The following is a 13,088-nucleotide window of genomic DNA, read 5'->3' as shown; positions in this document are numbered from 1 at the left end:
TTATACCAAATTAACGCAGTGAATTATTGAAGTAAATGAATAAAATAAGAGGCTGCCGAGAGTTATTCGACAGCCTAAGAAGCAGGTTTACCCTGCTTCTAAAGCTTTATAAAGGAGGAAATAGTTAATCCCAAGAGTTCTTAAGAGAGGTTAAGCAATTAAAACTAGTTAATGCTGTTGATTAATTTTGACGCTTTTGACATGACCTTTTTTGAAATAGCCTTTGATGAATGGTACTGCATAACGGTCAAGTCCGAAAAGGTAAGCTCCAGTTCCTGTGAATAACAGAATCATTGCAACTGTATAAAGAATTGGGTTTGTGCTAGTTGTTCCTGCAAGCATAAAGTTTAAGTTCATAAAGGCACCTGCAATTAATGCTGGGATTGTAGCTAAACCAATAATTAATCCTAGACCAACCAGTAATTCTCCCCAAGGAATTAAAACGTTAAATATATGAACATTTGGGATCGCGAATTGTTGTAAGAAGTCTGCGTACCATCCTTGTACTGCCGGATGATCTCCTGTTGCATTTGCAAGTGCCCCTTTTAAGAACCCACCTGCGTCAAATCCGCCTGTCAATTTATGATAACCTGCTTCAAACCATTGTAATCCAAGCCAAACTCTTAATATTGTCCAAACTACAGCTGCTTGAGGAGTTTTGTACCATCTCATCACAATCATCTCCTATTATAATTTGTGAATAATTTCACAAATAAATATAAAATAATTCCTTTTCCCCTTTTCGACTAGGGGTGATCAGCTAGCTGTTTCTTGTAGTGGAAGTTTGTGAATTGTTTCACTATCTCCTCTACACTTATAATATACTCTCCTCTTATAAAAATGACAACGGGTTTCACAGTTTTTTAACATATTAATATTAGAAAATTGAATAGAATGTGAACTTATTACGTTGCTTATGTTAGAAATATGTAAAGACGGCATTTAAATTATGATGCCGTATCTTTTTAGTCTAGTTTACCTACTAATAACACGCTAATAGGGACCTCCTATTTATTCGGTTCTATTTTTTGACACTATCGATTGATAATCATCCGTATAAGCAATTAAATCGCCCCACTCCATCAAATCTTCATCGGAGATCTTCCAAGTGTGTTTTTCTGAGTCCTGGCGAATGGCTGCAAAATGGTGAGGATCAGTAGAATAAACTTGATAGCCTTCCTTTTTACATTGATCAATAAAAAAGTTTTCCTCTGCGCGATTTACCTTTTCAAAGCGAACATTATAAAATATCTCTTTTTTAAACAGTAAAGTCGCACCGGCAACAATGTCCGAAATTGCATTTTCAGTACCTGGGACATGAATCAATGCCTTTTTCTTTTTAAAATAAATATAGTAAGAGTTTTTTCCGACAATCGAAACATTTTTATTTTTAAAAGCTTTCATGGCACTAGTAATATATTCTGGTCCGTAATAGTCATCGTCATCAAATTTCGCTATATAGTCATAGCTTGAGTTCAATACCCCAAAGTTTAAGCAGTCACCTAAGGTCGCCTTTTCATGCAGTTGAAATACCTTTACATTTGGATACTTCCTTGCCTTTTTAATCCATCGGTCAATATTCATCGAATCTTTATTCAAAATAATAATTAACTCTTTATCCTTCCAGGTTTGCTGTTGGTAATTCTTGAAAACATTATCAATACTCTCTTCTCTTATTGTACATGTTATGATAGAAACCACTTTTTTACTCCTTCTATGGTTATGAGTTTATGACTTGATTTAAAAAGCTTGTTATATGAGGATAGTCGCTCAGGTTTTTAATATCAATAAAAAGCTCTTTTCGATCCTTTGAGCTAAAGCCTGCAGCCCCTAATATATTGAAATGCTGGATATCAACTTGGAGCATAAGGATGATGGTTTCTAGGATGAGGATGAACTTTTCTTGGAACTTTTGAATTTGCTTAGTCCTTGATTTTCTAAGTAATTTATATTCCCTTAAGAGCTTATTTATCGTTAATAAATCTGTAATTCCTGAAAGCTCTAATCCTAGAATGAGAACATCGACATCATGATGTTTTATTGTAAAAAGGCCGAAGTTCCCAATTGCCTCTCTCCATTTGCTTTCTTCAACCGGATGCTCCTGATGGTAAGTGATTAATTTTTTACTGACAATACATTGTACACCCATTTTGTATAAACGGTATCCTAATTCCCAATCTTCATAACCGTAATGGAAAAACTCTTCATCAAACCCCCCTGCCTGTACAATCAATTCTTTCCGTATTGAGACATTCCCTGTATGAAAGGCCATCCACGGAAACGCAAACCCTTTTAAATCTGATTTGAAGTTTCCTACGATCTGCCGAAACCATGGGTATGAATGAAATGCTAAATCCTTGTAGGTTTTTCTGGCAATATCGTTTTTTTCTAATAATGGATATGGTTCATCAAGAGGATCTTTACAATCTTGCAATCTGGTATATATATCTTGATTATTTTTTGTTAAGTTTGCGATTGTGTCAATTTTATCTTCGGAGAAGTTTGGGAAAACACATGTATAAAGTGCTTTAGAATGCATAACACCTGACACAATCACATTTTTTTTTGATTGATGATACTTATAGTGATTTTCTACAAAATCACTATCTGTGATCATTTCCGCATTCAGAAAGATCAGAAACCTTCCCCTTGCAGAACGAATGCCTAAATTTCTAGCCTTCGCTCTTCCAAGCTTTTGCTTATTGTGGATATATTTGAAATGGTATGGTGGAGAATAGTCTTTAAGTTTTTCTTCGGTTTGGTCTGTAGAGGCATCATTAATAAATATTACTTCCATTTTTTTAGGATTAAATGTTTGGAATTCAAGTGAATAAAGGCTAAATAGATTTAGTGGGTAATTATTTTGCGATGGAATAATGATACTGACTTCAATATCTAGTTTTTTTCTATTTACTGAATCTGCGCTATTACTTGTTTGGGGAATTTGCTTCTTTTCTTTTTGTATACTATCATTTTTTGTATTTCTTGACATAGCGCACCCCTTCATTTTTGATTTTCTGAAATAACCATTCCAATTGGTCGAGCTTATACACAATATGATTACCATTTATTTTTGACTAAACTTGAGCCCAGTTTTGTTGGTAACGTTCACTTTTTTTTCAAAAAATGGCTTAAATAATTAAATGAAAGAAAAAAAGAGCCTGAAAGCTCTTTTAAGTAGATTCTCCTCTTTTTCTATAATGCTGTTAATGTTGTGGGTTGATGTACTGGTGTATAGTCTCCAAGGATTGGATAATAGACAAGTGCCGCTTCTAGCCTTGCTAGCTGCTCAACATCTTTTTTTGCCGCCATAATGATAAATGTCTCTTCTGCTACATGTTCGATCTTCGTAATCGATGAGCTCGTTTGTATATTGCTTAGTCCGAGAACTAACCATAATTCCTTTATTTGACCTTTTTTAAGAATTGTTGCAGTATCTGCTGCAGATGAGACACTTCTTTTTGCAGGAGGGTTTTGACACACATAGACCAAGTCCTCGATAATGGCACTTGCTGTGGGAAACATTCCAGCACCTGGCCCTTGTAGCGTGATGCCGCCAACAATATCTGATTGGACATTGATAGCATTCTGTACCCCTTCCACATGATAAAAAGGATGCTCCGTTCCTACAAGAGCTGGCTTTACAGTTGCTTTGATCTGATTGCCTAACCTGCTTATACAGGCAATATGTTTAAACCTTAATCCTAATTTTTCTGCTGTTTCAATCAATTCACTCGTTATAGCTGTAATCCCTTCACGTTCAACAGCATGCCAATTTGGTTCTTCCCCAAAGGCAATTCTGCTAAGAATCATCGTTTTATAAAAAGCGTCAAAGCCCTCGACATCATTTGTTGGGTCAGCTTCAGCAAAGCCATTTACTTGGGCTAATTGCAAGGATTGGGCAAAAGACTGCTTCTTCTCGCGCATTTCGGTCAGAATGAAATTCGAAGTACCATTAAGGATTCCTTGAATCTTTTGAACACGATTGATATTCAATAATTGTCTAAGTGTTTGAATTACTGGAATTCCCCCTGCTACTGTCGCTTCAAAACCAACGGATACATTATTTTTTTCCGCCAGCTCGAGCAGTTCTTTTCCGTGATGGGCAAACATTTCTTTATTCGCTGTAATAATGTGACATCCCCGCTCGATTGCTTTTTTCAAAAATGAAAAGGTAGGCTCTTTGTCGACGATTGCTTCGACAACAATATCAAGCTGTGGCAAACTTAGAACGTCTGCAAATTCTGTAGTAATAAGAACATCCTCACTAATGTTTCTTTCCTTCTGCTTGTTTTTGATTAGGACAGCAGCAACCTCAACCTTTTTACCCAATGACACTGTTAACTCCTCTTCATGTGATTGAATCGTCCGATAAACACCTTCCCCAACAGTTCCAAAACCTAGGATTGCCACTTTTATTACAGTCATGTTCATCCACCCCTTCAATTTATTCAGAATTTGTTTCACCCATATATCTCGAAACAGGAAAAGCCCTCTTCATAAGAAGAGGGCCGAATTCCTCCTCTTATCTTCCAGGTTAAAAATAACCTGCAGGAATTAGCACCTTTTCAAGGAATACCTTGAAGGTTGCCGGGCTTCATCGGGCCTAATCCCTCCGCCGCTCTGGATAAGAGTATTATTTATTTTTCATTAAATTTCCAAGTTATAAAAAGAATTCTAGTTGAATTATTCGTAAAAGTCAATATCTTCTTATAACTAAAGTGGTAATAAAGAAATAGTTTCCTTTGTATCTATGTTTTCAATCAGATTAACAGATACTCTCAGTTTCATTTTTCTCATCCAATCAGTATTTCTAAAATTTCATCTATGAAATTATCAAATATTTTAGATTTTTATACAAATGAAATGGCCCTTTAAGAACGAAAAGAAGCTCGCCGTTGATGACGAGCTTTACTTATCTCTTTTCTAACTCTGCAGTTTCCCTTCTGCCAGCTTAATTTGCTTAATCACCTGTTCAGGTGCTGTACCGCCAAAGCTGTTCCTTACGGCAACTACATGATCAGGAGCCAATACCTTATAAATGTCCTTTTCAAATAATGGGCTGAACCCTTGATATTCTTCAAAATTTAAATCTAGCAAAAATTTGTTAGATTGAATGGCATACAGGACAATTTTCCCGATTACTTCATGGGCTTCACGGAAGGGTAACCCTTTTCGTACTAAGTAATCAGCAATATCTGTTGCATTGGAGAAGTCATTATTTATTGCCTTATTCATCACATCTTTGTTTACTGTCATCGTTTCGATCATAGGTGCCAACAGCTTTAATGAACCCTCAAGTGTCTCTACCGTATCAAACATGCCTTCTTTATCTTCCTGCAAATCCTTGTTATAGGCGAGCGGTAAGCCTTTTAACACGGTCAACAAGCCGATTAAATTTCCATATGTGCGGCCAGTTTTCCCTCTTAGCAGTTCCGGCACGTCCGGGTTTTTCTTTTGCGGCATAATACTTGAGCCGGTACAAAACGAATCGTCCAACTCTACGAATTGAAACTCCTGGCTTGACCAAATAACAAGCTCCTCAGAAAGTCTTGAAATATGGGTCATTATAATGGAACCAATCGATAAAAATTCCAGAATAAAATCACGATCACTAACGGCATCCATACTGTTTGGATATACCGTTTCGAACCCCAGCAGCTCGGCCACACGTTCACGATTAATAGGAAAGGTCGTCCCTGCCAATGCACCGGAACCAAGCGGAAGCCAATCAATCCGTTTTAGAGAATCAAGCAGTCTCCCTTTATCACGTTCAAACATCCAAAAGTACGCCATTAAATGGTGGGCAAAGGAAACTGGCTGGGCCCTCTGCAAGTGCGTGTACCCTGGAATTAACGTTTGAACATTCTCTTTTGCTTGCTCTATTAATGCCTGCTGGACGTCTTCCAGTAATTTAATTATCTCGTTCGTTTTTGTTCGTAAATAAAGATGCATATCAGTTGCAACTTGGTCATTCCGGCTCCGACCTGTATGGAGCTTGCCGCCGGCTGGTCCTATTTTTTCAATCAATAGTTTTTCAATATTCATATGAATATCTTCATCTTCAACTAAAAACTCAACCTCATCATTTTCTACCATTGTTTTAATAGAAAAAAGACCTTCTTTTATTTTTAACGCGTCTTCCATCGGAATAATACCGCATTCACCAAGCATTTGGACATGTGCAAGGCTGCCTGCGATATCCTCTTTTGCTAGTTTTTGATCAAAAGAAATGGAAGCTGTGAATTCTTCCACCAATTTGTTGGTTTCTTTTGTAAAACGTCCGCCCCATAGCTTTGACATGTATTTTTCTCCCTTCAAACTGGGCTTTTTTTAGTGTTTTATAGCCTTAAATAATTTTTATCAGCGAATTTTGAGTGTTTATCGGCGAATTTTGCATTTTATCGGCGAATTCAATCAATTTATCAGCGAATTTCCAATTTTATCGGTGAATTGCAAAATCCCTTAAGTTAAAAACCCATCTTTTAAGAAGTTTGCCCCCGAAATTTAAGCTTCGAGGGCACTCTAATTGTTATTTTAGAACCGATTCTATTTTATTTACTTCAGAATAAACCTTCGTCGGTAAGCCCCAAAGTTTAATAAAACCAACCGCAGCATTATGATCAAAGGCGTCGCCTTTTGCATAGGTTGCTAGCTCCTCATTGTAAAGGCTGTGAACAGATTTTCGGCCAACCACCGTGTGGTTCCCTTTATGAAGCTTGACGCGGATGGTGCCGGAAACTGTCTTTTGCGTTTCATCAATAAACGCATCAAGGGCAGATTTTAGCGGTGAATACCAGAGACCTTCATAAATAATCTTTGCCATCTGCTGTTCAACCTGTGTTTTAAATTGAGTGACCTCCCGAGTCAAGGTTAAAAACTCTAATTCTTTATGGGCATTGATTAAGATTAACGCAGCCGGATTCTCATACACCTCACGTGATTTAATTCCTACTAATCTATTTTCTATATGATCAATTCGGCCAACCCCATGCTTTCCGCCAAGCTGGTTTAAGGTTTCAATTAATTGAACTAATGGAAGCTGTTCGCCATTAAGGGCAACAGGGACACCTTGTTCAAATTCAATTTCCACATATTCTGCCGAATCTGGAGTTAATTCAATCGGATTCGTCCAAGCAAATGCTGCTTCCGGCGCCTCTGCCCATGGATCTTCAAGCACTCCAGCCTCACATGCACGTCCCCAGATGTTGGCATCAATCGAAAATGGATTGTCTAAATCAACTGGAATCGGAATTCCATTTTCCTCAGCATACAATATCTCTTCATCACGGGTCATGCCCCACTCACGAACCGGAGCAACTACTTTTAAACTTGGATTTAAGGCTTGGATCGATACTTCAAAGCGGACCTGATCATTCCCTTTTCCGGTACAACCGTGAGCAACAGCTGTTGCGCCTTCTTTTTCCGCAACCTCAACTAGTAATTTAGAAATCAACGGTCTAGAAAGAGCTGAGGAGAGTGGGTATTTTCCTTCATACAAACAATTTGCCTTTAGGGCTGGTAAAATATATTCCTTCGCTAACAATTCCTTTGCATCCACGATATAGGCTTTAACGGCCCCAACATTCAGCGCCTTACTTTTAATTGCTTCCAGGTCTTTTCCTTCACCAACATCAAGGCCTAAGGCAATGACATCATAGCCGTATTTTTCTTGAATCCATTTTACTGATACCGATGTATCTAAACCGCCTGAATAGGCCAAAATAATTTTTTCCTTTGTCATCTGTATTCTCCTTATGTTTTTTTGTATTAATATTCAACTGATAGAATTATTATACATCAAAACTTAAAAAAATAAATACTATTATGCTAGTAATAATTTTAAAATTGCTTTTTGAGCATGAAGGCGGTTCTCAGCCTCATCAAATACGACCGAATGTGGTCCGTCGATAATTTCCTCGGTTACCTCTTCCCCGCGATGTGCAGGTAAGCAATGCATGAAGATAAAATCACTTTTCGCGTATTTACATAGCTCCTTATTTACTTGATAAGCCTGGAATGCCTTCAATCGCAATGAAGATTCTTCTTCCTGACCCATACTGGTCCAAACATCTGTTACGATGACATCCGCATCCTTGATCGCTTCAAGCGGATCATTCGTGATCATAACTGCACTTCCTGTCAGTTTACCAGCTTGGATGGCTTTTTCGGTAATTTTTCCATTAGGCAAATATCCGGTCGGGCTGGCAATGCTTATATTCATCCCTACTTTAGCCGCTCCCTCCATTAATGAATGGGCCATATTGTTATTGCCGTCACCAATATAACACAGCTTTAAGCCGGCTAATTTGCCCTTATGCTCAAGTATGGTTAGCAGGTCAGCTAGTACCTGGGCTGGGTGCTGCAGGTCAGTTAATCCGTTAATGACAGGAACAGTTGCATGATCTGCTAATTCTTCGACCGAATCATGAGAAAAGGTTCGAATCATGATGCCGTCTACATAGCGGGATAATACTTTCGCTGTATCGGAAATACTTTCTCCTCTTCCAAGCTGAATATCTTTCGAACTTAAGAAAATAGCATGACCCCCAAGCTGCAGCATACCGACCTCAAACGATACCCTCGTACGGGTTGAGGATTTTTCAAAAATCATTCCTAATACCTTTCCGCTTAAGTACGGCTGCGGTTTTCCCTGCTTTTGCAGCACCTTTAATTCCTGCGCTACATCCAGCATATACAGAATTTCTTCTGTGCTGAAATCTGAAAGCTGTAAAAAATCTTTCCCCTTTAATTGTATTTTTTTCATTTCACTTATTTCACTTAATTTATATGCTTCAAACATGGTCCACACCTCTTTTTTCCAAATTATAAAACTCACAAACTGTCCGAACCTCAATTTCTGATAAGAAATGATTTTGTAAGCCTAGGATTGCTCCAATCGTATCTAGATGTGTAAACATAGGTAATTGGTAACGAACGGCATGTTCACGAATTTGAAAACCAAATTTATGCTTATTTCGCCCTTGGTTCGGAATATTAATCACTGCCTTGATCGGCTGCTTTCGAAAAAGTTCATTTACCTCTTCATCGTCCTTAACGACTTGTTCAACAGGAATACCATTATTTTCAAGAAATAAAGCTGTACCTTCTGTCGCCGCAATCTTGTAATCAAGTTTGCTAAGTTCCATCAAAATCGAGAGGCTTGCGGGTTTTTCTCGGTCGGATATGGAACAAAACAAATACTTTGCTCCCGTATTTCCCTTTAGAACAGAAATCGCCTTTTCAAATGCTGCTTGATACGTTGCTCCCATTCCAAGTACTTCCCCAGTGGATTTCATTTCCGGTCCAAGGACTTGGTCCACACCCTTAAGCTTACTTGATGAAAACACCGGAGTTTTAACCGAATAGTAATCAGGCTCAGGAAGCAAACCTTGAGTTGGAGATAAATCGGCTAACAATTCTCCTAATTGGACACTTACAGCCCATTCAATCATAGGAATGCCCGTTACTTTACTGATGATCGGTACTGTTCTTGATGAACGTGGATTTACTTCAAGCACAAAAACTTGATTATCATAGATCACAAATTGTATGTTCATCATGCCAATTACTGGTGCTGATTTAGCTATTTTTCCTGCATAATGAATAATGGTTTCTTTTGTTTTTTCTGACATCGAAATCGGCGGGAACACCGAGATGCTGTCACCTGAATGAACACCGGCTTTTTCAATATGTTCAAATATTCCTGGAACAACTATTTTGTAGCCGTCACTAATAACATCAATCTCACATTCTAGTCCAGGCAAAAACTTATCTACTAATAACGGCCACATCGCAGCATGTGAATTTTTCTCAAGCTGTGAGATATACTGGCTTAATTCTTCTTCTGAAAAAATCGTAAACATCGCTTGACCACCAATGACATAAGATGGTCTTACCAAAACAGGGTAGCCTAATTGTGCTGCAGCCTCCATCAGTTCTTCAGGTTGTGATACTGTCTTACCATTGATATGCGGGATGTTTAGATCCTCGAGTAAAGAATAAAATTCCTTCCTATCCTCTAAGCGGTCAACATTTTCTACTGTTGTACCTAAAATGTTGACGCCCTCTTCCTCTAAAGCATGCGCCAGATTAATTGCCGTTTGGCCGCCGAATTGAATCAATACACCTTCAACTTTTTCTTTTTCAATAATATGAAGCACATCTTCGGCAGCAAGTGGTTCAAAATAAAGACGGTCGGCAATAGAATAGTCCGTACTTACAGTCTCTGGGTTGTTATTTATGACAACTGCTTCATAGCCTTTTTTCTTGATGGCTTTTGCGGCGTGTACCGAGCAATAATCAAATTCAATTCCCTGACCGATACGAATCGGGCCTGATCCAACGACAAGGATCTTTTTCTTGTTCGTAACTTCTACTTCATCAAAGCCGTGCCAAGTTGAGTAGTAGTAAGGTGTTACGGCATCAAATTCTGCTGAGCAGGTGTCTACCATCTTATAGCCTGGTTTCCAGTTAAGTTCTTTCCATTTGGACCTGATTTGTTTTTCTGGGATTTTAAAAATTTGCGATAATAGTTTGTCGGCAACATTGTTTCGTTTTGCTTCTTTCAGCAGTGATGTTGGAATAGTTCCCCATTCATAGGAGGCTAGTTCCGTTTCTAACGCAACGATTGAACTGATTTTATGCAAAAACCACGGGTCAATCTCGGTCAACTGTTGAATTTTCTCAATAGAAATTCCTCTTCTGAACGCTTCTGCAATAACGAATAGTCTTTGGTCATTTGCTTTTTCAAGAAGTTCAAACATGGAATCCTCATTCAAAGACATATTTACCTCTAGGCAAAGACCGTAAACATTCATTTCCATTGACCTAATAGCTTTGTTTAATGCCCCTTCAAAAGTCCGGTCAATCGCCATGACCTCTCCGGTTGCTTTCATTTGTGTTCCTAGCGTACGGTCTGCCTCAGGGAACTTGTCAAACGGAAAGCGGGGGAGTTTAACTACAATATAATCAATCGCCGGTTCAAACGAAGCAAAAGTGTTACCTGTTATTGGATTCACAATCTCATCCAAATGATAACCAATTGCACATTTTGCGGCCATTCGGGCAATCGGATAACCGGTTGCTTTTGAGGCAAGTGCTGACGAACGGCTTACCCTCGGGTTTACTTCGATAATGTAATATTGATTGGATTCCGGGTGAAGTGCGAACTGGATATTGCACCCGCCGATAATCTTTAGTTCTCTGATCACTTTAATCGAAACGTCACGTAGCATTTGATATTGAACGTCGTTTAAGGTTTGTGATGGTGCAACAACAATGGAATCACCTGTATGAACACCGACAGGGTCCATGTTTTCCATATTGCAAACAATAATGCACGTATCATTTGCGTCTTTCATAACCTCATATTCAATTTCCTTCCAGCCCTTTATGCTTTTTTCGACTAAGACTTGATGGATCGGACTTGCTGCTAAACCCTTCTTAAGGACAATTTCGAGTTCTTGGTCGTTGTATGCAAAGCCGCCACCTTCTCCCCCAAGAGTATAGGCTGGGCGAATGATCACGGGAAAGCCAAATTCTTTAACAAATGCTGCTCCTTCTTCAAAGCTGTGAATAATGGATGATTCCGGTATTGGTTCACCGATTTCAAGCATCAGATTGCGGAACTTTTCGCGATCTTCACCATTTTTGATGGATTCAACGGAAGTGCCAAGGAGTTCAACATTGTATTTCTCTAATATTTTTTGCTCGTAAAGCTGAACGGTTAAATTCAAACCAGTTTGGCCGCCTAAAGTGCCAATCACACCATCTGGCATTTCTTTTTGAATGATTTTTTCAATTGTTTCAACGTTTAATGGTTCGATATATACCTTATCGGCAATGGCTTCATCTGTCATGATCGTTGCCGGATTGTTATTGATTAGAACGACCTCGATTCCCTCTTCTTTAAGGGCAATACACGCCTGTGTACCGGCATAATCAAATTCTGCAGCCTGGCCAATGACAATCGGGCCAGATCCAATGACAAGTACTTTTTTTAGGTTTTTATTTAACGGCATAGGCTGTCTCTCCCAATGAGGCAATCTGTTTTACGAAGTCTTTTAAAATATATTCTGTATCGCTTGGTCCCGGATGTGCTTCCGGATGAAATTGAACGGTTTGAATTGGATAGCTCTGGTGCTTTAGCCCTTCAATTGATCGATCATTTACATTTCGGTATGTGACATCAAAGATGTTCTCATCAATACTTTCATCAACAACCACATACCCGTGATTTTGGGCAGTTATTTTAACCTTTCCGGTGTATAGCTCCCTAACCGGATGATTGCCTCCGCGATGCCCGTAAGCCAATTTGGTAGTTTTTGCTCCATAGGCCAAGGCAATTAATTGATGCCCTAAGCAGATTCCGAGTGTTGAGTATGCTTGAGTAATTTTTTTGATTTCAGGAAACCACTTTTTTAGCTCCATCGGATCGCCAGGTCCGTTGCTTAATAGGATGCCATCTGGATTTATGGCTTTAATTTTTTCAAAAGGAGTATTGTATGGCACAATCGTAACTGCACAGTTTTCTTCTAAAAGGGCATTTAGAATTGACTTTTTATAACCAAAATCAATCAAGACAATATGCGGCCCTCTATTTCTGAAAAATTGCGTCTTCTTTATCGATACTTTATCTACCCAAAATGGCTGCGTTTCTGATGTGGAAAAGTTCGACTTTTTTTTATTACTTAAATATCCTTTGACTGTTCCACGGCTGCGAATTGTTTTGACGAGGATCCTTGTGTCAACCCCAGCAATACCAGGTACTCCCGCCTGCTTTAGTTTTTCTGAGAATTTATGAATCGATTGATAATGGCTCGGTGTTTCGCATAAATCACCAATCACTACCCCTGATAATGCTGGAGAAATGCTTTCATCATCAATTGCATTGATTCCATAGTTTCCGATTATCGGATAACAGAAGGTAATAATTTGACCGGCGTAAGAAGGGTCTGTGATGATTTCTTGGTATCCGGTCATGCTTGTGTTAAAAACTACTTCTCCGAGAGAATCCTTTTCTGCACCGATAAGTACTCCTTCAAATACTTCTCCTGTTTCCAAAGTAAGGTATCCATGTTCCAAGT

General features: G+C 38.7%; 9 protein-coding genes and 1 riboswitch. All 9 genes read right to left on the bottom strand.

What is annotated here, in order from left to right; genetic code table 11:
- Window positions 1-168: 168 nt before the first annotated feature.
- Window positions 169-672 carry a DoxX family protein gene (locus V7150_RS18835; protein WP_335521386.1) on the bottom strand — a complete coding sequence of 168 codons (504 nt, stop codon included), beginning with the start codon at window positions 670-672 and terminating at the stop codon, window positions 169-171.
- 339 nt (window positions 673-1,011) lie between these two features.
- A complete protein-coding gene (locus V7150_RS18830) occupies window positions 1,012-1,701 on the bottom strand; it encodes a glycosyltransferase (protein WP_335521383.1) in 690 nt (229 codons plus the stop codon).
- 19 nt (window positions 1,702-1,720) lie between these two features.
- Window positions 1,721-2,992, bottom strand: a complete 1,272-nt coding sequence (locus V7150_RS18825; RefSeq protein WP_335521381.1) for a glycosyltransferase family 2 protein — start codon at window positions 2,990-2,992, stop codon at window positions 1,721-1,723.
- Between the two features lie 203 nt (window positions 2,993-3,195).
- On the bottom strand, window positions 3,196-4,428 hold the full coding sequence (locus tag V7150_RS18820; RefSeq protein ID WP_335521379.1) for a homoserine dehydrogenase: 1,233 nt from the start codon (window positions 4,426-4,428) through the stop codon (window positions 3,196-3,198).
- Window positions 4,429-4,522: 94 nt separating this feature from the next.
- Window positions 4,523-4,634, bottom strand: a riboswitch (SAM riboswitch).
- Window positions 4,635-4,926: 292 nt separating this feature from the next.
- Window positions 4,927-6,303 carry an argininosuccinate lyase gene (argH, locus tag V7150_RS18815; RefSeq protein ID WP_335521377.1) on the bottom strand — a complete coding sequence of 459 codons (1,377 nt, stop codon included), beginning with the start codon at window positions 6,301-6,303 and terminating at the stop codon, window positions 4,927-4,929.
- Window positions 6,304-6,532: 229 nt separating this feature from the next.
- Window positions 6,533-7,744 carry an argininosuccinate synthase gene (locus V7150_RS18810; RefSeq protein ID WP_335521375.1) on the bottom strand — a complete coding sequence of 404 codons (1,212 nt, stop codon included), beginning with the start codon at window positions 7,742-7,744 and terminating at the stop codon, window positions 6,533-6,535.
- Window positions 7,745-7,825: 81 nt separating this feature from the next.
- The gene (argF, locus tag V7150_RS18805; protein ID WP_335521373.1) at window positions 7,826-8,803 is read right to left on the bottom strand and encodes an ornithine carbamoyltransferase; all 978 of its coding nucleotides are present in this window, start codon (window positions 8,801-8,803) and stop codon (window positions 7,826-7,828) included.
- A complete protein-coding gene (gene carB / locus V7150_RS18800; protein WP_335521371.1) occupies window positions 8,796-12,023 on the bottom strand; it encodes a carbamoyl-phosphate synthase (glutamine-hydrolyzing) large subunit in 3,228 nt (1,075 codons plus the stop codon). The genes argF and carB overlap by 8 nt, the downstream gene beginning before the upstream one ends.
- Entirely contained in the window at window positions 12,010-13,086 is a 1,077-nt protein-coding gene (locus V7150_RS18795; RefSeq protein WP_335521369.1) for a carbamoyl phosphate synthase small subunit, read from the bottom strand. The genes carB and V7150_RS18795 overlap by 14 nt, the downstream gene beginning before the upstream one ends.
- Between the last annotated feature and the right edge of the window lie 2 nt (window positions 13,087-13,088).

It is taken from the genome of Neobacillus drentensis, assembly GCF_036965245.1.
In the GTDB taxonomy this organism is placed as follows: domain Bacteria; phylum Bacillota; class Bacilli; order Bacillales; family Cytobacillaceae; genus Neobacillus; species Neobacillus drentensis_G.
Note: the sequence above shows the minus strand (reverse complement) of the source record. Positions and strands in the feature narration are given on the sequence as shown.

Coding starts and splice junctions, on each gene's coding strand:
- V7150_RS18835 (WP_335521386.1), bottom strand. CDS start 672: ATGAGATGGTACAAAACTCCTCAAGCAGCTGTAGTTTGGACAATATTA.
- V7150_RS18825 (WP_335521381.1), bottom strand. CDS start 2,992: ATGTCAAGAAATACAAAAAATGATAGTATACAAAAAGAAAAGAAGCAA.
- V7150_RS18820 (WP_335521379.1), bottom strand. CDS start 4,428: ATGACTGTAATAAAAGTGGCAATCCTAGGTTTTGGAACTGTTGGGGAA.
- argH (WP_335521377.1), bottom strand. CDS start 6,303: ATGTCAAAGCTATGGGGCGGACGTTTTACAAAAGAAACCAACAAATTG.
- V7150_RS18810 (WP_335521375.1), bottom strand. CDS start 7,744: ATGACAAAGGAAAAAATTATTTTGGCCTATTCAGGCGGTTTAGATACA.
- argF (WP_335521373.1), bottom strand. CDS start 8,803: ATGTTTGAAGCATATAAATTAAGTGAAATAAGTGAAATGAAAAAAATA.
- carB (WP_335521371.1), bottom strand. CDS start 12,023: ATGCCGTTAAATAAAAACCTAAAAAAAGTACTTGTCATTGGATCTGGC.